Below are 20,085 nucleotides of genomic sequence, written 5' to 3' on the forward strand. Positions count from 1 at the left end.
CTTCCACACACGACTCTGAGATTTCCGGACGAACGCCGAGGATCGCGGGGATCCGCTCAGTCGACGAAGCGAACCCCGGGTTCGCAGGCCGCCAGCCGGTCGCGCATGACCGCGACGGCGGCCGGATTGCTGTCCACCAGCACGAAGCGCCGCCCGAGCGCCGAGGCGACCGCGCCGGTCGTGCCGCTCCCCGCGAAGAAGTCGAGCACCCAGTCCCCCTCCCGGCTGGACGCCTGGACGATGCGACGAAGCACACCCTCCGGCTTCTGCGTCGGGTACCCGGTCTTCTCGCGGCCGGTCGGCGACACGATGGTGTGCCACCAGACGTCCGTCGGCAGCTTGCCGAGCTGCGCCTTCTCCGGTGTGACGAGCCCCGGCGCCATGTACGGCTCACGCTCGACCGCGGCATTGTCGAAGTGGTACGCCGACGGGTTCTTCACGTAGACGAGGATCGTGTCGTGCTTGGCCGGCCACCGGTTCTTCGGCTTCGCACCGTAGTCGTAGGCCCAGATGATCTCGTTGAGGAACGACTCCCGGCCGAACAGCGCATCCAGCAGCACCTTGGCGTAGTGCGATTCGCGGTAGTCGAGGTGGAGGTACAGCGTCCCGTCGTCGGCCAGCACCCGCCAGGCCTCGATCAGTCGCGGCTCCAGGAAGCCCCAGTAGTCCTCGAAGCGGTCGTCGTAGCTGAGCAGGTCGCCCTTGATGCGCTCGTAGCTGCGCCCCTTGAACCCGATCACGCTGCCGGCGCCGCCCTCGGAGCGCACCGACGTGAGCGTCTGCCGCGCCTGCGGCCGCCCGGTGTTGAAGGGAGGATCGAGGTAGATCAGGCGGAAGGACGCGTCCGGCAGGGCCGCCAGCACCTCCAGGTTGTCGCCCTGCACGACCGTGCTGGGCGCATCCGGATGCCACAGCGGTTGGGCTGCGGGAGCGGGCTGCGACATGCGACCATTCTCGCAGCGGAGAGAATGGACTGTGCACAACCTCGGCCTCCTCTTCGACGTCGACGGGCCCATCGCGAGTCCCGTCACCCGCACCATCGCCATCCGCAGCATTGTCACCGACCTGGTGGCGATCGCCGCCGCGGGCGTTCCGATCGCGTTCATCACCGGGCGGTCGGGCGATTTCATCCGCAACCAGGTGGTGACGCCGCTGTGCGACGCGGGCCTCGGTGATGCCCTCGACCAGCACGGCGCGCGGATGTTCGGCGTGTTCGAGAAGGGCGGCGCGTGGGCGCCGATCACCGGCGAGGGGATGGGCGAGGTCACCGTGGACGAGACGGTCGCCTTCACGCCCGAGGCGGTCGACGCGGTCCGCCGGCTCGTGCGCGACCGTTTCGCCGACACCATGTTCTTCGACGAGACGAAGCGCGCGATGATCTCGGTCGAGCAGCGCACCGACGTGGATGCGGACACCTACGCCGAGGCCCAGTCGCGCTTCCAGGACGCCGCCTTCGACGCGCTGACCAGCCTTGGGGTCGGCCTGCGCTACGGCGACCGGGAAGCCCCCGACGCCGACGGCGCGGTGCCGTACCGGATCGACCCGACCATCATCTCCACCGACATCGAGTCGGTGCTGCTCGACAAGGACCGCGGCGCGCAGCGCGCCTTCGACTACTTCGCGGCGCGCGGACCGCTCCCCCGCCGCTGGCGGTCGGTGGGCGACTCGCGCAGCGACTACAAGATGGCGGACTTCGTGCACGACGCGGGCTACGAGGTGGCCCACGTGGATGTGCGGCCCTCCGACGGCGTCCTCGACCGGCCGTACCAGGTGATCACCATCGGCGACGCCATCCACGACGACGCGGGCGCGGAGTTCCTGGCCCACTGGAGGCGCGAACTCGGTCTGGACTGAGCGCCGCGCCTCGCCTCGCCTCGCCTCGCCTCGCCTCGCCTCGCGCGAGATTTGCGCCAAATCGTCGTTATGGGGCCGTCAAAACCGAGATTTGCGCCAAATCTCGCGACAGCCGGTGGGAGACGCGGGTGGCCGCGCGTCAGGCGAGCTCGCGGCCGCGGTTGCGGCGGCGGATCTCTCGCGGCGCCCGGCCGCCGAGGAAGGAGCGCGCCGGGTCCACCATGAAGCCCTGGCGGAGCGCCTCGCGCCCGACCAGCATCCGGAAACCCATCTGGTCGCGGTTGGTCAGCGTCGTCTCCGCGGTCACCGGGCGGCCGCCGAGCACAAGGTCGAGCAGCACGACGATCCGCTCCTCCGTGTGACCGGACGAGCTGCGCACCACGCGGCGGTCGTGCACCGCGCACTCGGCGGTGACCGCATCCCGATCGGAGTCCTGCCACGGCTGCACCCGGAACCGCACCCGATCGCCCGGCAACTCCTCGATGTCGAAGGCATGCAAGGACGAACTGCGGGCTCCGGTGTCGACCTTCACCTTGATCCACGGCACGCCGATGCCGGGAAGGCTCACCCACTCACGCCAGCCGACCGTGTCGGTGGTTGGATGGAGGTCGGCCATTCCCCCATCTTTGCAGGAGCCCTCCCGTGAAACTCGCCATCCTCTCGCGCGCCCCGCACGCGTATTCGACGCAGCGGCTGCGGTCGGCGGCCGAGAACCGCGGTCATACGGTCAAGGTGCTCAACACGCTCCGGTTCGCGATCGACCTCTCCGGCGACGAGCCGGACCTGCAGTACCGGGGCCGTTTGCTGTCCGACTACGACGCGATCCTGCCGCGCATCGGCAACTCGATCACCTACTACGGCACCGCCGTCGTGCGGCAGTTCGAGCAGATGGATGTGTACACGCCGAACACCGCGAACGGCATCACGAACTCGCGCGACAAGCTGCGGGCGACGCAGATCCTCTCGCGCCACAACATCGGGATGCCGCGCACGGCGTTCGTGAACAGCCGCGCGGACGTGCGCATGGCGATCGAGCGCGTCGGCGGTGCGCCCGTCGTGATCAAGCTGCTCGAAGGAACCCAGGGCATCGGCGTCATCCTGGCCCCGGAGGCGAAGATCGCGGAGTCGATCATCGAGACGCTGCACTCCACGAAGCAGAACGTGCTCATCCAGAGCTTCATCGCCGAGAGCCGCGGGCGCGACATCCGCGCGCTCGTGGTCGGCGACCGGGTGGTGGCCGCGATGCGGCGCGTGGCGAGCGGGGACGAGTTCCGCTCCAACGTGCACCGCGGCGGCACCGTCGAGAAGGTCGCGCTGACTCCCGAGTTCGAGGAGGCGGCGGTGCGGTCGGCGCAGATCATGGGACTCCGCGTCGCCGGCGTCGACATGCTGGAGGGCAAGGACGGCCCGCTGGTCATGGAGGTCAACTCCTCACCGGGGCTCGAGGGCATCGAGCGGGCAACCGGACTGGATGTGGCCGGCGCGATCATCGACTTCATCGACAACCAGGTGGCGTTCCCCGAGATCGACGTCCGTCAGCGCCTCACCGTCTCGACCGGCTACGGCGTCGCCGAGCTGCTCGTGCACACCAACGCGGACCTCGTCGGCAAGACCCTCCGCGACTCCGGTCTCGGCGACCGCGACATCTCGGTGCTCACCCTGCACCGGGGCGCGTCCGTCATCCCGAACCCGCGCAGCGGCGTCGTCCTGGAGGCGGGCGACCGGCTGCTCTGCTTCGGACGGCTGGAGGAGATGCGGTCGATGATCCCGGACCGCCGCAAGCGCCGCGCCAAGGTGCGCAAGCTGCCGAAGGAGGCCCAGGAGGCGCTGACCGAGAGCGAGACCGCACCCGTCGCCGCGACGGAGTAAGAGCGAGCGACGGTGCTGCTATGCCGCCGTCGTCGTGCGGGCGCGCACGTGCGCCCGTTCGCCCTGCGACCCGAACAGCGACACCAGTTCGACCGCGCCTCCCGGCTCGGCCCCGAACCAATGCGGCACCCGCGTGTCGAACTCCGCCGCCTCCCCGGGCTCGAGCACGACCTCCTCGTCGCCGAGCAGCAAGCGGAGCCGGCCGCTGAGCACGTAGAGCCACTCGTACCCCTCGTGGGTACGCTGCCGCGGGACGGCGCGAGCACGGGGCGGTATGACGATCTTGTAGGCCTGCAGTCCCGTCGCGTGCCGGGACAGCGGCAGAAGTGTCATCCCCTCGCAGTCGATCGGCCGGGCACGCACCCGCGGGTCTGAGGGCGGCGTCCGGACGAGCTCGTCGAGCGTTGTGCCGTACACGCGCGCCAACGGCAGCAGAAGTTCGAGAGTCGCCTTGCGGCGGCCGGACTCCAGGCGGCTCAGCGTGCTGGTGGAGATGCCGGTGGTCTGCTCGACCTCGGCGAGTGTGAGGCCGCGGTCGGTGCGCAGGCTGCGCAGCCGGGCCCCGGCGGCCGCGATGGCGTCTTCGGTGTCCATGGGATCATTTTGCCATTTCGGCAAGAATATTTGCCATCCCGGCGGGCCGGCGTCGACACTGGCTGCATGACGGACCAGTGGGAACAGCAGGACGAGACGGTGGACGCCGTGGTGATCGGCGGCGGTGCGGCAGGACTCAACGGCGCACTCATGCTGGCGCGCTCGCGGCGGGAGGTGCTCGTGATCGACTCGGGGTCGCCGCGCAACGCTCCGGCAGACGGCGTGCACGGTCTTCTCGGCCGTGAGGGGATGCCGCCGGCGGAGCTGCTGCGGATCGGGCGCGAGGAGGTCCGACGCTATGGCGGACGCATCCTCGACAGCGAGGTGACGGATGCGGTGCGCTCGGGCGACGGATTCGTCGTGACCCTCGGCGACGGACGCACCGTCGGGGCACGCCGCCTGCTGGTCGCGACCGGGCTGCGGGATGTGCTCCCCGACATCCCGGGCCTCGCCGAGCGCTGGGGACGCGACCTCGTGCACTGCCCGTACTGCCACGGCTGGGAGGTCCGCGACCGGGCCATCGGAATCGTCGCGACCGGCGACGGATCGGTCCACCAGGCGCTGCTGTTCCGGCAGCTCTCGGATGACGTCGTATACCTCGCGAACGGTCACGACCCCGACGAGGCCGCCCGGGCTCGGTTCGACGCGCTGGGCGTCCCGGTCGTCGAGGGACGGATCGCGGCCGTCGAGACGGCGGACGACCGCATCGCCGGCGTCCGGCTGGACGACGGCACGCTGGTCGCGCGGGAGGTGCTCGCCGTCGGCTCGCGTATGGAGGCCCGCACGCACGGCCTCCAGTCCCTGGGTCTGCGCAGCGTCGAGCTGCCCGGTGGGATGGGCACCAGCATCGAGGCGGACGATTTCGGCCGAACAGGTGTGCCCGGGGTGTGGGCCGCGGGCAACGTCGCCGACGCCAAGGCGCAGGTCGGCGCCGCCGCAGCCACCGGCGCGTTGGCCGGCGCCCAGATCAACGCGGAACTCGCGCTGGAGGACGCCGACCGCGCGGTGGCGCTCAGACGGTCGGCTGCTGCGGGCCGCTGACAGGAGTCAGGCCGCGACGCCGGGTCCGGGCGACGAGCAGGGCGGCTCCGGCGGCGAGGAACACGCCCCCGCCCGCCAGCATCGGTCCGGCCGGGGTCGACGAACCGGTGTCGGCCAGGGTGGCCGTCGGTCCGTCGGCGGAGGTGGAGGCGGTCACGGCGACGTAGGTGAAGATCGCCGTCTGCAGCAGGCCCTGGCAGGCGACGGACGGCTGCACCTGGAGGTCGACGACGCCGGAACCGGCCGGCGCGATCGCGGTGATGGTGGTGTCATCCACGACGGTGAAGGTCCGTGCCGGCACACCCCCGAACGTCACGCCGGTCGCACCCGTGAAGCACTCACCGCTCAGGGTGACCAGGGTGCCGCCGGTCGTCGGCCCGCTCGCCGGGCTCACCCCCGTGACGACGAGCAGCGGGTCGTACGTGAACGTGGCCGCGCCCGAGACGCCGTTCGCCGTCTGCACCTGGACGGGCACCTGCCCACGAAGGCCCGGCAGGGAGAAGGTGATCTCGGTGTCCGACACGACCGTGAACGGAACGGGTGCGGATGCGACCAGCACGAACAACGCGCCCGAGAAACCGGTGCCGGTGATGGTGATCGTCGGGTTGCCGACGGACGGCCCGTGGTCGGGCGACAGGCTCGTGATGACGGCTGTCGTCACGGGGACGTAGGTGATCGAGCCCGGCTGCGAATCCCCATTCGGATGCTCGACGACCACATCCACGACGCCCGGCGCATGCGCGGGGGTGGTGACGGTGATCATGGAGTCCGACGTGACCGTGAAGGCCGGCGCTGCAGTGCCGCCGAAGGTGACGCCCGTGGCTCCCGTGAATCCGGTGCCCGAGACGGTGACGACGGTTCCGCCGGCTTCCGAGACCCGGTTGTAGGAGACGTCGGTGACGGTCGGCGGTGCGAGGAAGGTGTAGGTCAGCGGCGCGGAGTCTCCCGTCGGCTGCTGCACCACGACATCCACTGCACCCGGTGCGTGCGCAGGCGTGGTCGCGGTGACCGTGGTGTCGTCCACCACGGTGAAGGTCGTCGCCGGGGTCCCGCCGAAGGTGACGCCGGTCGCACCGGTGAAACCGGTGCCGGTGATGGTGACGGTGTCGCCGCCCAGAGGGGTTCCGCTCGTGGGCGCGATCAGCGTCGCGGCCGCAGCGGCGACCACCCGCGGCACGGCGGCCTGCGCCGGAAGGGCGCCGAGGCCGAGGAAGCCGAGGAGCACCGCGAGGGCGGCCCCCACCGCGCCCCCCGTGGCGATGCGGCCGCGCGCGCGGCTCGTGGATGTTGTCATGTGGTGTTCCCCCTGTTGATTCATGTGTGATTCCCCCAAATAGCAAACGCCGACCTCCACCGTGTCCGGGGGGTCGACGTTTGTATTTAGCTTCGGGCAAGCACCCGCTTTTCGCTGCCCCCCGTTTGCGGGTGATTTTTGGAAACGGCTGTCAGGCAGCCGGCCGCTCGACCGCCCGCAGCCGCTCGGCGCGGCGGTAATGCCGCAGCACGAGCCAGAGGGTCAGGATGCCGCCGGCCGCGACGACGATCAGCACGACGATGTAGAGGATGCCGGCCAGCGCGGTCACGGCCGACGCGGTCTGGGCGCTGAGACCGCCGGCCGTGGTGAGCTCCTCGACCGCGCGACCGTTCGCGAGCAGGGCGATGACGGCCGCCAGGTCGCTCGCCGAATCCCAGAGCCCGTGCAGGATGGCCACGCCGACGTAGGTCACGACGATCCAGATCGAGAACCGGAAGCGGTCGCGTCCCCGCGCCGCGCCGAACAGCACGGCACCGAGCACCGCCGTCCAGAGCACATGGCCGACCGGCGCGAGGATCGCACGGAGCACCTCGGTCTGCAGCAGTGAAACGAGGTCGATGCCGCGCGCCGTGATCGCCGCATTGAAGGCGTACCCGGCCGACTCGAACGCGGCGAAGCCCGCTCCGACGGTCGCCCCGAGCAGGGCGCCCTGCGTGGCCGTCTTCGGCACGACCCGCCAGCCGATGATGACCAGCAGGATGCCCTTCACCAGCTCCTCGATGAGGCCGACCAGCAGATACAGCCAATAGCTCTGGTGCAGATTCACCTCGAGCAGCGAGGCGCCGAGCACGCCGAAGATCCCGCCGATGAAGAAGGCGAGCACCAGTTGCAGCGAGCTGACGCTGCCGCTCACGCGCTCGATGGCGAAGAGGACAACGCAGAACGGGACGAGGAAACTCCCGAGGAGGATGAGCGTCGGGATGAGGTTGGTATTGCCGGTGACGATCGTCACGACGATCGTCAGGATCCACAGCGCCAGGCCCGTGAGCAGCGTCTTCCACCACCAGCCGTGATGATGGTGCGGGTGCGGCGCTGCTTCGGGCCGGTCCGTCCACGTCTGTGCTGCCATCCGACTCCCCTTCGCTCGATGCCGCGCCGCCCGCTGACAGTGCGATCATCTTCCCACTGCACCAGCTCGCCGCCAGGGCACCGGCTCGCCGACAGGGCTCAGGCGAGGGAGCGGAAGCGTGCGACGCCCTCGGCGACGAGCTCGCGGAGGTCGAGCGGTTCGTCGGAGGCGATCCAGCGCTCGAAGGCAAGACGGAAGGCGGCCATCGCGGCCTCGGCGGCGACGGCCGCCTCGTCCGGCTCGAAGCCGCGCTCGACCAGAGCGGAGGCGGACGCGGAGGTGACGGTCGCGAGCTTCAGCAGCTCGCGCTCCTGAAGGCTCGCGTTCGCCGCGATGACGGCCGCGCGTCGGCGTGCGAACGTCGGGTCGGGACTGCTCTGGAGGAACGCTGCCGCGGCATCCATCCCCGCGGCGGCGGCGGCCAGCGCGGTCGTGGCCTCCGTGTGGTCCGCGATGGCCGAGAGCACCGTCTGCTGGAACGCGGCGGACCCGGCGAAGAGCACCTCGCGCTTGTCGGCGAAGTGACGGAAGAACGTTCGCTCGGTCACGCCTGCGCGGGCGGCGATGTCGGCGACCGTCGTCTGCTCGTATCCCGGGTCGAGGTAGAGCTCGAGCGCGGCGCGCCCGAGACGTCCCTGCGCATCCGGCTCCCAGCGTCCCATGTGTCCAGTGTAGTGATGACAGTTGCTGACATGAGTGCTACGCTGACGTCAGTCTCTGACATCAGCGGTCGATCGATCGGGAAGAGACGAGCGAAAGGAGCACATCATGCGTGTATTCATCACCGGAGGATCGGGCTGGATCGGATCAGCCGTCGTCCCCGAACTCCTCGCCGCCGGCCACGAGGTCCGCGGGCTGGCCCGGTCGGACGCGTCCGCAGCGCGCCTCCGCGCCGCGGGCGTCGAACCGGTCTCCGGCGGGTTGACCGACCTGGACGTCCTGCGCGACTCCGCCGCCGCGGCCGACGCCGTCGTCCACCTCGGCTACAACCACGACTTCAGCGACCAGGCGGGAGCGGGTCGCGCGGAACGCGCCGCCCTCGAGACCTTCGGAGACGCCCTGGAGGGCAGGGATGCGCCCCTGCTGTTCGCCTCCGGTGTCGCGTTCGTCGCGCCCGGCCAGATCGCGACCGAAGACGACCTCGCACCGTTCTCCGGACCGGACGCCCCGCGCGGAGGAGCGGAGGAGCTGGCGTTCGGCTTCGTCGACCGCGGCATCCACCCGGTCGCCCTGCGCTTCGCCCCGACCGTCCACGGCGCCGGCGACCACGGCTTCACCGCCGAGCTGGTGCGCGTCGCACGCGAGAAGGGCGTCGCCGCCTACGTGGGCGACGGGTCGAACCACTGGCCCGCCGTGCACCGAGGGGATGCCGCCCGCCTGGTCGCCCACGCCCTGGAGAACGCCGGAGCCGCGACCGTCGTGCACGCGATCGGCGAGCAGGGGGTGCGCACCCGCGACATCGCCGAGGCGATCGGCGGCGGGCTCGGCCTCCCCGCCGTGTCGATCGACCCTGCCGACGTGGAGGCGCATTTCGGGTGGATCGGGCGGATCTTCGCCCTCGACCTCCAGGCCTCCAGCGCACTCACGCAGCGCCGGTTCGACTGGGCGCCGACCGGCCCGACCCTGTTGGAGGACCTGGCCGCCGGCTCCTACTTCGCCCGCGCCGCGGCCTGACCCCTCACGGGGCTCGAGGCGGAGAGGGCGGAGAGGGAGGGGACGAGGAGGACGAGGAGTCGTCGGGTGGATTCACGAGGACGTCGTCGAAGGTCGCCTTCTCCGCCGCGGTGCGCTGGTCCCAGCCCGGACGCCGCGCGGCGTAGAAGATCAGCGGAGGGACGCCCAGCAGGATGACGATCACCGCGACGAGCGCCGGGTACGCCCATCCCGGCGCGCCCGCCGCGAAGCCCTCCGGCGGCACGAACCCGAGCGCGAACGCGGCCAGGCAGGCGAGGAAGCCGATCGTCGCGATCAGTCCCATCGCCGGCGTTCGGTAGCTGCGCGTGACGTCCGGGTGGGTACGGCGGAGCCGCATCGCGGCCGCGAACATCATCATGTACATGATCAGGTAGAGCGCCGCGGCCATGTCCACCAGCAGGATGAACGCGGTGTTGATGTTCGGCACGAAGATGAACAACGCCGCGAGCAGCGTGACCACGATGCCCTGCACGTTCAGGATGCCGACCTGCACGCCCGCCTTGTTCCGCCGCTGCAGGAACGTGGGCAGGTAGCCCGAGCGCGCCGCCGCGAGCAGACCGCGCGACGGTCCGGCGATCCAGGTGACCACGGAGGCGAACGCGCCGAGCGCGATCAGCAGGGAGATGAGCGGGGTCGCCCACGACATCCCCCAGGTGTCGAAGTAGGTCTGGAACGCGAGGTTGATGCCGGTGGTGAGCCCGAGCTCGGACGACGGAACAGCCACCGCGATCGCGATCGTCGGGAAGATGAAGATCCCGAGGATGAGGATCGACGCGATGAGCACCGTCTTCGGGTAGCCCTTGCCCGGGCTCTTGAGGTCGTTCGCGTGGACGGCGTTGACCTCCATGCCGGCGTACGCCAGCACGTTCGAGACGATCAGCACGATGGAGGCGATGCCGGTGAACGGCGGGATGATCGCCGACGCCTCCAGCGGCGTCTCGCTGGGCTGTCCCGTCCCGAGCCAGATCGCGCCGAACACGATCAGCAGGACGCCCGGGAAGATCGTGCCGGCGAGTCCCGACCACGACCCGACCTTCGCGAACAGGTTGCCGCCGCGCAGGGTGATGAACGTCGAGAACCAGTAGATGACGAGGATCACGATCGCCGTGTAGAGGCCGGAGTTCGCCAGGTTCGGGTCGAGGAACACGAACGCCAGCGACGCCGCGATGAACGCGATCTGCGTCGGATACCAGACGACGTTCTGCACCCACTGGAGCCAGATCGCCTGGAAGCCCCAGCGCTCGCCGAACGCCAGGCGCACCCAGGTGAAGACGCCGCCCTTCCAGCCGGTGGCGAGCTCGGCGGCGACGAGCGCAACCGGGATCAGGAAGAAGATCGCCGGGATGATGAACAGCGTCACCGAGCCCAGCCCGTACCCGGCCATGGCGGGGAGGCTGCGCAGGGACGCGACGGCGACGACGGTGAGCATCGCCAGCTGGGTGATGCTCATGAACGTGCGCGCCGTCGTGCCCGGCGACCCGATCGCCGGCTTGTGCGGCACGGAGTCGAAGGGATGCGGTTTGACGTGGTCGGGCCCGGGCGCCGGTGTGCCGTCCGCCCGCGTATAGTCCGTCGCGGACTTGTTCGGCTCGCTCGTTGCGGTCATGGTCTTCTCCCGCTCGTGTGAGGCGCGCTGCGCCGGGGTCTCGATCGCGTTCCGGCGATCAGTGGGTGAAGGAGGCCGTCTGGCCTTCCAGCGGCATCGGCCCCTCGAGCTGGTCGAGGTACGCGACGGCCTCTTGGATGTCGCCGATCAGCGACTCCGCCAGGTTGCGGCTCAGCCCGTTGCGCACGACGATGCGCTGCACGGTGAGGTCGCTGATGTCGTCGGGCATCGGGTAGGCGGGGATGAGCCATCCCTTCAGCCGCAGGCGCTCCGACAGGTGGTACAGGTTCCAGTTCTCGGTGTGCCCCTTCTTCAGCTGCCAGGCGAAGACGGGGATGTCGGAGCCGTCGTTCCACAGCTCGAAGGCGGGCATCTTGGCGATCTCCCCCGAGAGGTAGAGCGCGACATCCTGCGACGCCTTCTGCACGCGGTAGTAGCCGTCGAACCCGAGCCGCAGGAAGAGGTAGTACTGCAGCAGCACCTGGGCGCCCGGGCGCGAGAAGTTCAGCGCGAACGTCGGCATGTGCCCGCCGAGGTAGGTGACGTCGAACACGAGGTCGGAGGGGAGGTCCTCCACCGTGCGCCAGACCACCCAGCCGAGGCCCGGGTAGACCAGGCCGTACTTGTGGGCGGACGTGCTGATGGAAACGACCCGATCGACGCGGAAGTCCCACTCCAGCTGCGGCTGCAGGAAGGGCGCGATCATCCCGCCCGAGGCGCCGTCGACGTGGATCTTGATGTCGAGCCCGGTGTCCGCCTGGATGCGGTCCAGGGCCTCGGAGATCTGCGCGACCGGCTCGTACATCCCGGTGTAGGTGACGCCCATGATGGCGACGACGCCGATGGTGTTCTCGTCGACGTACTTCTCGAGCTCGTAGCCGTCGAGGACCTTGTGGTCAAGGCTGATCGGCACGTACCGGGCTTCGACGTCCCAGTAGTTGCAGAACTTCTCCCAGCAGACCTGAACGGCGCTCGAGAGCACCAGGTTCGGCTTCTCGGTCGACTTGCCCTCGGCCCTTCTCGCCTGCTGCCAGCGGCGCTTCAGCGCGAGGCCGCCCAGCATGCACGCCTCCGACGAGCCGATGGTGGAGGTGCCGATCGCCTTCTCCGGGTCCGGCGCGTTCCAGAGTCCCGCGATCATCTTCCAGCAGCGGGTCTCGATCGCCGCGGTCTGCGGGTACTCGTCCTTGTCGATCATGTTCTTGTCGGCGGACTCGGCGTACAGCCGCGCGGCGTGATCGTCCATCCAGGTACCCACGAAGGTGGCCAGGTTGAGGCGGGCGTTGCCGTCGAGCATCGACTCGTCGTGGACGATCTGGTAGGCGGTCTCGGGCAGCGACTCGTTGTCGGGGATGCGGTCCACCGGCAGATCGGTACTCTCGCCCGGCCGGGCGAAGATCGGGTTGAGCTGGGTCCGGTCGCTGGTGCCGGTGTAGGCGGTGGAGGGCGACTGCGACGCCTTCGCCCGCTCCTTCGACTCTGAGATGGTCATTCGCTTCACTCCTCGGACGGCGCGGGCACCGGCTCGCGCAGTGGACGTTCGCTTGTACGTCGTCCGGCCGGCCGATCCGTGACCGCGCCGAACAGCGTCACCGTAACGAGGGCGTGATTCGCCGCGATAGACAGTTCTCGCGGCTTTTCCCGGATCAGTCGGCGGCCCCGCCGGACGGGCTCAGGAGCCGGATCGCTTCAGCGTGCCGATCGTGGAGCCGCCGTCGTCGAGGACGGTCATCGTGTCACCGGAGACGTTGCCCGTCGCGGCTTTGCCGAGCCAGGTGTCCACGTCCTCGCAGGCCATGAGGGTGGATGCGATCGGGCCGAAGGTGATCTCGTCGCCGTCGATCTGGCCCTTGCCCGAGAGCGTGTTGCAGCCGTCGGAGCCGGAGAAGGTGCCGTCGTTCTCGATGTCGAGGTTCGGCTGCCCTGCCGAGGTGGAGCCCCACCGACCCACGACCGCTTGCCCGCTCGGCGTGCCGGCGCACCCGGCGAGCAGCAGGACCGCGGCGGCCACCGCGGTCAGACGTTGCATCCGTCGGTGGCTCAGCATGATCCCTCCCCGCTTTCTGGGCGCCAGGGTAGCGCCGGTGCCGCCGCGCGCGACAGGGGGAATCGGGCGCGGCGCGGTGCTCGATCCGGGGTCAGTCGGCGGCTCGGTCGTCGGCGACGGCGGTCGGGGACAGCACCTCGTCGACGATGGCGAGCAGCTCGGGCCGGGCGAGGATGCGGAAGTGTCCGCCGACGTCCAGCTCGATGTTGCGGGCGCCTTCGAGCCTGCTTCCGGCGGGGACGTGCGGGTCGAACCAACCCCAGACGGAGATGATCTGGGCGTTCACCGCGCGGTTGAGCGCGAGCCGGACGAGTCCGGGAGACGACGGCATCAGTGCGCGGACGCTCGAGATCGGGATGAACCGGGCGAGCGACGACCCGCCGAACGGCGTGGCCACGGCGACGGTGGTGCGGATGCGCGGACCCGAGTCCGGCATCCCCATCAGGTATTTGGCGATCAGGCCGCCCTTGCTGTGCGCGACGATGACGACATCCGTGAGGTCCTGCTCGTCGAGGTGGCGCTGCACGAGCGCGGCGGCCTCCGGCACGGACATCCGGTTGTCCTCGAGCGCGGTGACGACGTGCACGGGGTGGCCGGACGCGTGGATGTGCTGGGCGAGCGGGCGGAGGAAGCGCCACGTCTCGAAGATGCCGGGGATGAGCACGACGGGTGTGCGCGAGCCCTCGCCGGCAACGAGCGCGTCCGGGTTGCTGCGGTCGAACGCGGCGCGCAGCTGGTGACGGCCGGCGTACAGCCAGTCGAGGGCGAGCACGCCGGCACGGCGCAGCACGGTGCGCCTCATCCCGGTACCCGCACCAGCCGCGAGATCAGGGCGGCGGTGCGCCAGGGCGCGCCGTGCATGACGAGGTGGGCGACGGAGGGGACGCGCGCGGCCGTGCCACCGGCCCGTTTCGCCAGCTCGGCGACCCACTCGTCGCGAGCGATCGGGTCGCGGGCGCCTCGCACCACGACGACGGGCACGGTCGTGTGCTCCAGCTCCTCTTCGGTGCGGAATTCCAGCATGGCGGGCAGCGTAGCGAGATACCAGGCCGGTCCGCAGTGCAGGTAATCGCCGATGACGATGCGGTTGCCGCGGGTGTCCTCCCGCAGGGTGTCGATCCCGAGCAGCACGCCGGCCTTCAGGGCGTTGCGATCCTGCGGTGCCATCACCGGGCCGAGCAGCGCGAGGCCGCGCACGAGGTCCGGCCGTCGGGCTGCCAGGCACACCGCGATCTGGGTACCCATCGAGTGGCCGACCACGACGGCGTCGGCGATGCCGGCGTCGTCGAGGAGGGCGGCGACGGAGTCCGCGAACTCCGCGATGGAGAGCCCGCGTCCCGGACGGAACGGCTTCGCCTTGCCGAACCCGGGCAGGTCGAGGGCGACGACGCGCCCCTCCTCGGCGAGCGCCGGCACCAGCCGCTCGAAGTAGCGCGAACTGACCCCGATGCCGTGCACGAGCACGAAGACGGGAGCCGTCGGGTCCCCGTGCTGCGGGGCCGGCCGCTGCGGACCGGTGTCGACCGTGACGACGGCGCGGGGCGGGAGCGGAGGCGTCAGGTCGTCGGTCACCTCACCACGCTACCCGCGCCACCCCGGGCTGTCCGCCGACGACCCGGCCTCACACCGTCGGCTCGAGCACCGTCTTCAGCCAGCCCTCCTCGCGGCGGTCGAAGCTCTCGTAGGCCTGCAGCGCATCCACCACGCCGACCTCCTGCGTGATGAACCGCGTCGGGTCGAACAGGCCGGCCGCGACGAGGTCGATGAGCGGCGGGGTGACCGCGCGGTGGTTGCAGTTGCCCATCCGCACCGTGAGGTTCTTGTTCATCGCGGCGCCGATCGGGTAGTGCGTCAGCTGCGGCGAGTAGACGCCGATGATGCCGATCCGCCCGGCCTTCGCGACCGATTCCACCGCCCACTGCGAGACGAGCGTCGGGGCGTCGCCCGGCACCCAGAGGTCGCCCTGCGGGTTCGTCTCCGGGGCGACCTCCTGCTGCGCTTCTTCGAACTCCGCCGCCTGCTCCTGCGCCTGCTCGGCGGCCGGACCGCTCTTCGGGCGCTGCGCATCCACTCCGACCGCATCGATCACCGCATCGACGCCCGCGCCACGGGTCAACTCGAGGATCGCGTCGACCGGTGCCTCGGAGTTGAAGTCGATGACCTCTGCGTTCTGTTCGAGCGCCTGCGCGAGCCGCGTCTGGATGCCGTCGACGGCGAACACCCGGCCGGCGCCCTGGCGGAAGGCCGACGCGATCGCCAACTGACCGACGATGCCTGCGCCGAAGACGGCGACCGTGTCGCCCCGCTTCACCCCGGCGAGCTCCGCGCCGAACCACGCGGTAGGGAAGATGTCGGAGAGCAGGATGGCCTGCTCGTCGCTGACCGCCTCAGGAAGCGGGATGAGGGTGTGCTGCGCCCAGGGCACCCTCGCGTACTGTGCCTGCAGCCCGTTCACCGGCCCCGTCGTCTCCGGGCCGCCGAAGAAGGAGGTGCCGGCCGCCGGACCGTTCGGGTTGGCGACATCGCACTGCGCGGTGTTCCCGGCGCGGCACTGCGGGCAGACCCCGCACGAGATGGTGGAGCAGACGATCACGCGGTCGCCGGGCGAGAAGCCGCGCACCGCATCCCCCACGTCCTCGACCACGCCGACGGCCTCGTGACCGAGCACCGTACCGGGTTTCATGCCGGACATGGTGCCGCGGACCATGTGCAGGTCGGTGCCGCAGATCGCGCTGGTCGTGATGCGCACGATCGCGTCGGTGGGTTCCTGGATGGTCGGGTCCGGTACGTCGTCGAGCCTGATGTCGCCGACGCCGTGCCACACGATCGCCTTCATGTTGTCTCCTCCCGGTTGCGTGTCCAGACTGGCGCGACGGTACGCGCCGCGGGGGCCGACCGAGGACCCGGTTGAAAACCCGGAGGAGTGGGGTAGCTGTGGAGAAGTACTAGCCCCGACGGCAGCGGAAGGAGTACCACAGGACCATGCCCGCATCGCAGGAGCTGCCCTCCACCCTCGAGCGTTCGGAGAAGCACGCCCAGGCCCTCTGGTCGAAGGCGCACGACTCGGCGGTCGAGGAGTACGGCGAGGGCGAACGGGCGCACCGAACCGCCTTCGCCGCACTCAAGCACGAGTACGAGAAGGTCGGCGACCACTGGGAGCGCAAGGCCGAGAACGGGCCGTCCGACCGGAAGGCGGCCGGCGGCCGCGACACGGACGCACCGACCGAGGAGGGCGTGGACGCGAACGCGTCGAAGGCGCACCTGCTCGAGATCGCCAAGCGCCTCGACATCTCGGGCCGCACGCGCATGACGAAGGACGAGCTGATCGACGAGATCAAGCGCGCCAATCGTCGCGAGACGGCGGCCAAGCGAAAGAAGGGCTAGCAATGGGCGACGTGCTCGCGTTCATCGGATGCTTCATCCTGTTCCTGGTGGGGATCTTCCTCCTCGGGCTCGCCGACACCCTGCCGGCGTGGCAGGGCCTCGTTTTCTTCGCCGGCATCGTCTGCATCGCGCTCTCCTTCGGCATCCCGGTGGGTGTCCTCGGCCATACCGAGTAACGCCCACCGCGTCAACCGCCTCCGTCGCCCTCCCTTTCCTCAGGGGGGCGAGGTAGCGTTGGTGGATGGCTGACTTCACGCGCCTGCACAGCCACACCTCCGATCCGGAGGAGGCGGATGCGGCGATGGCCGCAGCCGGAGGCCGATTCGCCTTCGCGCAGCTGCCGCAGAACGACTTCTCGTTCGACGTCGATCAGGCGATCGATCCGTCGTTCGCGGTCGCGCGCTACGCGATCGGCGGTCAGTGGGAGACGTCCGGGGACTTCGACGACGTCGTCATCGTGAACGTCAAGACCGACGTGTACCGCTGGGACATCGACGGCGAGCGGGGCTTCGGCGCCCGGTCCCCCTTCCTGATCCGGCCGGGTCACGACTTCACCTGCTTCGCCGAGGACAGCGACGTCGTCAACATCTTCCTGTCGCCGCAGACGCTCAGCGACGTGGCGGCCACCGCCCTGGGGCATGAGGGCCCGGTCGTGTTCGACTCGGCGCAGACGCGCAGCCCGAAGCACGCGGAGTACATGATGACGGCCGCGACGGTCGCCGCGGAATACATGGAGTCGGGCACGTTCCGGCACCCACTGGTGCGCGCGAGCCTGTTCCACACACTGTCGCTCGCCGCCCTCAACTGCTTCTCGCTGAGCACCGATCCCCGGGAGCAAGCACAGACGCCCACCGCGCAGCTGGAGTCGTACCGACGGGCGGTCGGGTTCATCGAGGACTACGCGTCCCTGCCCATCACGGTGACGGACATCGCTGGGGCGGCCGGGGCCACCATCACTCAGCTTCATGCTGCGTTCCGCACCCACGCGGGGACGACGGCCCAGGGATACCTGCAGCAGGCGCGGCTGTCGGCGGCGCACACCGAGCTCCAGGTCTCCGAACCGGCGACCACCGACCTCGCCGACCTCGCCGGCCGCTGGGGTTTCGCCGACCTCGACCGCTTCGCCCGCCGCTACCGCGAGGCGTACGGAATGCATCCTGCGGTGGCGCTGCAGGACTGAGATTTCTCCCCGCTGCCGCTGACGAGGGGCCAACCGACTTCGTAGAATCCCACAGGAAGTGCACTTGCGGTCGGCGCTGACCGTGGCATACCCGCGGGGCCGTTCGTCCGGGATTTCGTTGGTTCCTTATTTGGCTCTGCTTGAGAGTTCCGTCCTGAGTCACGAGCCGGTTGGTTTTCGGCTCGCCACCTCGGTTGCCTGGAGTCAGAGTACGTGTTCATAGTTCGATAGGGAGGTTCGAGACGGATGACTCTTCATATTTCGTTTCTCTGTCACACTTTTGTCCTACAAGTCGGTGATCGGCTCTTGACGGTCCCCGGACGGTCCGGCTTGGAGACTTGGGACCCGGCGGCCAACAAGACCCTGTTCATCGAGGCAGTCAATGGTCGCGTCGTAGTTTCATACGCCGGGCTTTCCTACATAAGGTCCGGAAAGAGCAGCGAACCAACTGACCAGTGGCTCGTACGCGAGATCACGGGTCTTGCACCGCCCCCACCGATGCGCAAAGGAGGCGGTCCTCCGCACTATTTCGGCCCGCTGCAACGCCGGACAATCCGCGACATTCAGGACCGGATTCGGAGTGCGGTGGACACCACCTGGCCGAAGCTCCCAGCTCAGGACCGCGCCAACGGCTTCGAAATCACGATGTCCGGTTGGTCGTGGCCACATGACATCAACAGAAGCAATGCGCGCCCATCAGGCATTCTCAGCCAGCTGGAATGGGTCCCCGGCAAACCCACTGAATGGAGCCCAGTCACCCGCCGGCGCTTCTTGCCTGTCTCTCGAGGCTGGAGCACTGCATCTATCGGATCCGGAACTAAGGCACTCTTGACATCGATCGACCAACAAATTCTGGCGACCGGGGAAGGCGCCGCAAAGCATGTCACGGAAGATCAGGTGGAACGTATCCTCGTGGATACAATTCGGTCAGCAGCGACACCGGGCAGCGGGATTGGCCAGGACTTGATGTCGGTCTACTTGCCGATTCGCGGTGGAAATCCAAGGGTTCGCTATTTCCGCACGCATTCTGACTCGCTGGCATACAGCCCGGCATTCATTCTTTCCGAGGGGATCGTGTATCCATCGGCGCTTGGCGGACCTATGCGTCCGCAGATTGGCAACGTAGAGATCGAAGCGATCCCTCCCTACACTGGCGACGGGAACTCAAACTCAATGTCCAGCCAACCTCGCCCGCCATTTCAGTGAACCGCCAAAGGACGGCCCACGTGAAATGCAGCTTTCGGTTACAGAATGCCATCGCAGCCGAGCTTCGGCAGTATCAGCCAGCCAGTTGAGTTTCCTCTTCGGTCCTGTCGAGGTGGTCTCCGCCGATCAGGCCGCGGGGCGCGTTGCCGCCGAACAGGTGACCCCGTACCCTCCCGGGATCCCCGCGATCCTCCCCGGCGAGGTCATCAACGCCGCCGTTGTCGACTATCTCCGCACCGGGCTCGCGGCCGGGATGGTCATCCCCGATGCGGCAGACCCCAGCCTCGAGACGTTCCGAGTGGCCCGGAGCCTGCCGCACACGGAGTGACTCACTCCTTGTTCAGCTTGTCCTGAACAGCCCCCGCCACCTTCTCCACGGTGTTCGGCAGTTCCGTCGTGCCGTAGAACCGGGAGTCGGGGTGGGTGGGCGGCGGCATCGGGACCGTCGCCTGCGGCCCGTCGAGGTAGGTGAACTCGCCCTTGCCGTCGGGTGTGGGTCCGCTCGCCCAGCGGCCCTCTGCGGCAGCAGCACCATCGGAGAAGTTGATGTACTGATAGGCCACGTCGCGGTCTTCCTTGTTGAGCGGGAAGTTGCTCGGCACCGGGAGGTCCTCCGCCCCTTCCTCACGCAGCTCGGCGGCCGCGGCGATCCACTGGTTCTGGTGCATGGTGTCGCGTGCGAGCAGGAACGAGAGCAGGTCGCGGACGCCCGCGTCGTCGGTCATGTGGTAGAGCCGGGCGACCTGGAGCCGACCCTGCATCTCGGCGTTCGCGTTGGCGGTGAAGTCGGCGAGCAGGTTGCCGCTCGCGGTGATGTAGCTGCCCTGCCACGGGTTGCCGTTGCTGTCCACGGGCCGGGCTCCGGCGCCTGCCACGATGGCGTGCTGCACATCCGTGCCGCCGACGACCGCTGCGACGACCGGGTCGTCCTGCACAGCGTCCTCCGTGATCCCGAGCGGCGACTTCTCCAGCAGCTGCGCGATCATCACCGCGAGCATCTCGACGTGGCCGAACTCCTCGGCGCCGATGCCGTAGAGGAGGTCGCGGTATTTGCCCGGGATGTGCACGTTCCAGGCCTGGAACCCGTACTGCATGGCGACGGTGATCTCGCCGTACTGGCCGCCGAGCACCTCCTGGAGCTTCCTGGCGTAGACGGCATCCGGCTTGTCCGGCTTGGCTGTGTGCTGCATCTCCTGACGGTGGAAGAACATACGAAGATCCCCTT

The 20,085-nt window shown here is 69.3% G+C and carries 22 protein-coding genes; 9 read left to right on the forward strand and 13 right to left on the reverse strand.

What is annotated here, in order from left to right; all coding sequences use genetic code 11:
- Positions 1–56: 56 nt before the first annotated feature.
- Positions 57–944: a DNA-methyltransferase gene (locus ABIC47_RS05480; RefSeq protein ID WP_020076354.1), complete on the reverse strand. Its 888-nt coding sequence runs from the start codon at positions 942–944 to the stop codon at positions 57–59.
- A gap of 31 nt (positions 945–975) precedes the next feature.
- On the opposite strand from ABIC47_RS05480, the gene ABIC47_RS05485 reads away from it, so the two are divergent.
- Entirely contained in the window at positions 976–1,854 is an 879-nt protein-coding gene (locus tag ABIC47_RS05485) for a hypothetical protein (protein WP_354478088.1), read from the forward strand.
- 139 nt (positions 1,855–1,993) lie between these two features.
- On the opposite strand, the gene ABIC47_RS05490 is transcribed toward ABIC47_RS05485, so the two are convergent.
- Entirely contained in the window at positions 1,994–2,470 is a 477-nt protein-coding gene (locus ABIC47_RS05490) for an ATP-dependent zinc protease family protein (RefSeq protein ID WP_018192647.1), read from the reverse strand.
- Between the two features lie 26 nt (positions 2,471–2,496).
- Here ABIC47_RS05490 and rimK point away from each other — a divergent pair, with 26 nt between their 5' ends.
- Positions 2,497–3,723, forward strand: a complete 1,227-nt coding sequence (gene rimK, locus ABIC47_RS05495; protein ID WP_018192648.1) for a 30S ribosomal protein S6--L-glutamate ligase — start codon at positions 2,497–2,499, stop codon at positions 3,721–3,723.
- 18 nt (positions 3,724–3,741) lie between these two features.
- On the opposite strand, the gene ABIC47_RS05500 is transcribed toward rimK, so the two are convergent.
- Positions 3,742–4,317, reverse strand: coding sequence for a helix-turn-helix domain-containing protein (locus tag ABIC47_RS05500; RefSeq protein WP_354478092.1), 576 nt, complete (start codon positions 4,315–4,317; stop codon positions 3,742–3,744).
- Between the two features lie 66 nt (positions 4,318–4,383).
- Between ABIC47_RS05500 and ABIC47_RS05505 the strand changes: the two genes are divergently transcribed.
- Positions 4,384–5,358 (forward strand): NAD(P)/FAD-dependent oxidoreductase, encoded by a 975-nt coding sequence (locus tag ABIC47_RS05505; RefSeq protein WP_354478095.1) that lies wholly within the window; start codon positions 4,384–4,386, stop codon positions 5,356–5,358.
- Here ABIC47_RS05505 and ABIC47_RS05510 read toward each other — a convergent pair.
- The 3 genes from ABIC47_RS05510 to ABIC47_RS05520 form a co-directional block, all read right to left on the reverse strand.
- Positions 5,330–6,652, reverse strand: a complete 1,323-nt coding sequence (locus tag ABIC47_RS05510) for an IPT/TIG domain-containing protein (protein ID WP_354478097.1) — start codon at positions 6,650–6,652, stop codon at positions 5,330–5,332. The two genes, ABIC47_RS05505 and ABIC47_RS05510, sit on opposite strands and share 29 nt — an antisense overlap.
- Before the next feature lie 151 nt (positions 6,653–6,803).
- Positions 6,804–7,742, reverse strand: a complete 939-nt coding sequence (locus tag ABIC47_RS05515; RefSeq protein ID WP_354478100.1) for a PrsW family intramembrane metalloprotease — start codon at positions 7,740–7,742, stop codon at positions 6,804–6,806.
- A gap of 98 nt (positions 7,743–7,840) precedes the next feature.
- Positions 7,841–8,404: a TetR/AcrR family transcriptional regulator gene (locus ABIC47_RS05520; protein WP_354478103.1), complete on the reverse strand. Its 564-nt coding sequence runs from the start codon at positions 8,402–8,404 to the stop codon at positions 7,841–7,843.
- A 106-nt stretch (positions 8,405–8,510) separates the two neighbouring features.
- On the opposite strand from ABIC47_RS05520, the gene ABIC47_RS05525 reads away from it, so the two are divergent.
- Positions 8,511–9,416, forward strand: coding sequence for an SDR family oxidoreductase (locus ABIC47_RS05525; protein ID WP_354478105.1), 906 nt, complete (start codon positions 8,511–8,513; stop codon positions 9,414–9,416).
- A 4-nt stretch (positions 9,417–9,420) separates the two neighbouring features.
- On the opposite strand, the gene gadC is transcribed toward ABIC47_RS05525, so the two are convergent.
- The 6 genes from gadC to ABIC47_RS05555 all read right to left on the reverse strand — a co-directional run bounded on the left by gadC (position 9,421) and on the right by ABIC47_RS05555 (position 15,926).
- Positions 9,421–11,043 carry a glutamate/gamma-aminobutyrate antiporter GadC gene (gene gadC, locus ABIC47_RS05530; RefSeq protein ID WP_354478107.1) on the reverse strand — a complete coding sequence of 541 codons (1,623 nt, stop codon included), beginning with the start codon at positions 11,041–11,043 and terminating at the stop codon, positions 9,421–9,423.
- Positions 11,044–11,101: 58 nt separating this feature from the next.
- Positions 11,102–12,535, reverse strand: a complete 1,434-nt coding sequence (gene gad / locus ABIC47_RS05535) for a glutamate decarboxylase (RefSeq protein WP_020076345.1) — start codon at positions 12,533–12,535, stop codon at positions 11,102–11,104.
- Positions 12,536–12,715: 180 nt separating this feature from the next.
- The gene (locus tag ABIC47_RS05540; RefSeq protein ID WP_018192656.1) at positions 12,716–13,072 is read right to left on the reverse strand and encodes an META domain-containing protein; all 357 of its coding nucleotides are present in this window, start codon (positions 13,070–13,072) and stop codon (positions 12,716–12,718) included.
- A gap of 109 nt (positions 13,073–13,181) precedes the next feature.
- Positions 13,182–13,892 carry an esterase/lipase family protein gene (locus ABIC47_RS05545; protein ID WP_039731379.1) on the reverse strand — a complete coding sequence of 237 codons (711 nt, stop codon included), beginning with the start codon at positions 13,890–13,892 and terminating at the stop codon, positions 13,182–13,184.
- Positions 13,889–14,662 carry an alpha/beta fold hydrolase gene (locus ABIC47_RS05550; protein WP_354478110.1) on the reverse strand — a complete coding sequence of 258 codons (774 nt, stop codon included), beginning with the start codon at positions 14,660–14,662 and terminating at the stop codon, positions 13,889–13,891. The genes ABIC47_RS05545 and ABIC47_RS05550 overlap by 4 nt, the downstream gene beginning before the upstream one ends.
- A gap of 49 nt (positions 14,663–14,711) precedes the next feature.
- A complete protein-coding gene (locus tag ABIC47_RS05555; protein WP_354478112.1) occupies positions 14,712–15,926 on the reverse strand; it encodes a zinc-dependent alcohol dehydrogenase in 1,215 nt (404 codons plus the stop codon).
- Positions 15,927–16,072: 146 nt separating this feature from the next.
- On the opposite strand from ABIC47_RS05555, the gene ABIC47_RS05560 reads away from it, so the two are divergent.
- The 5 genes from ABIC47_RS05560 to ABIC47_RS05580 all read left to right on the forward strand — a co-directional run bounded on the left by ABIC47_RS05560 (position 16,073) and on the right by ABIC47_RS05580 (position 19,188).
- On the forward strand, positions 16,073–16,474 hold the full coding sequence (locus ABIC47_RS05560) for a ChaB family protein (RefSeq protein WP_018192659.1): 402 nt from the start codon (positions 16,073–16,075) through the stop codon (positions 16,472–16,474).
- 2 nt (positions 16,475–16,476) lie between these two features.
- Positions 16,477–16,650, forward strand: coding sequence for a hypothetical protein (locus tag ABIC47_RS05565; RefSeq protein WP_020076342.1), 174 nt, complete (start codon positions 16,477–16,479; stop codon positions 16,648–16,650).
- Positions 16,651–16,715: 65 nt separating this feature from the next.
- Positions 16,716–17,654 carry a helix-turn-helix transcriptional regulator gene (locus ABIC47_RS05570; RefSeq protein WP_354478116.1) on the forward strand — a complete coding sequence of 313 codons (939 nt, stop codon included), beginning with the start codon at positions 16,716–16,718 and terminating at the stop codon, positions 17,652–17,654.
- Positions 17,655–17,984: 330 nt separating this feature from the next.
- Complete coding sequence (locus ABIC47_RS05575; protein ID WP_354478119.1) at positions 17,985–18,860, forward strand: hypothetical protein; 876 nt, start codon at positions 17,985–17,987, stop codon at positions 18,858–18,860.
- 85 nt (positions 18,861–18,945) lie between these two features.
- Complete coding sequence (locus tag ABIC47_RS05580; protein WP_354478122.1) at positions 18,946–19,188, forward strand: Orn/Lys/Arg family decarboxylase; 243 nt, start codon at positions 18,946–18,948, stop codon at positions 19,186–19,188.
- A 1-nt stretch (position 19,189) separates the two neighbouring features.
- Here the strand turns inward: ABIC47_RS05580 and ABIC47_RS05585 are convergent, their stop codons facing one another.
- Positions 19,190–20,071, reverse strand: a complete 882-nt coding sequence (locus ABIC47_RS05585) for a manganese catalase (RefSeq protein WP_354478124.1) — start codon at positions 20,069–20,071, stop codon at positions 19,190–19,192.
- Positions 20,072–20,085: the final 14 nt, after the last annotated feature.

Source organism: Leifsonia sp. 563 (genome assembly GCF_040545055.1).
Taxonomy (GTDB): Bacteria; Actinomycetota; Actinomycetes; order Actinomycetales; family Microbacteriaceae; genus Leifsonia.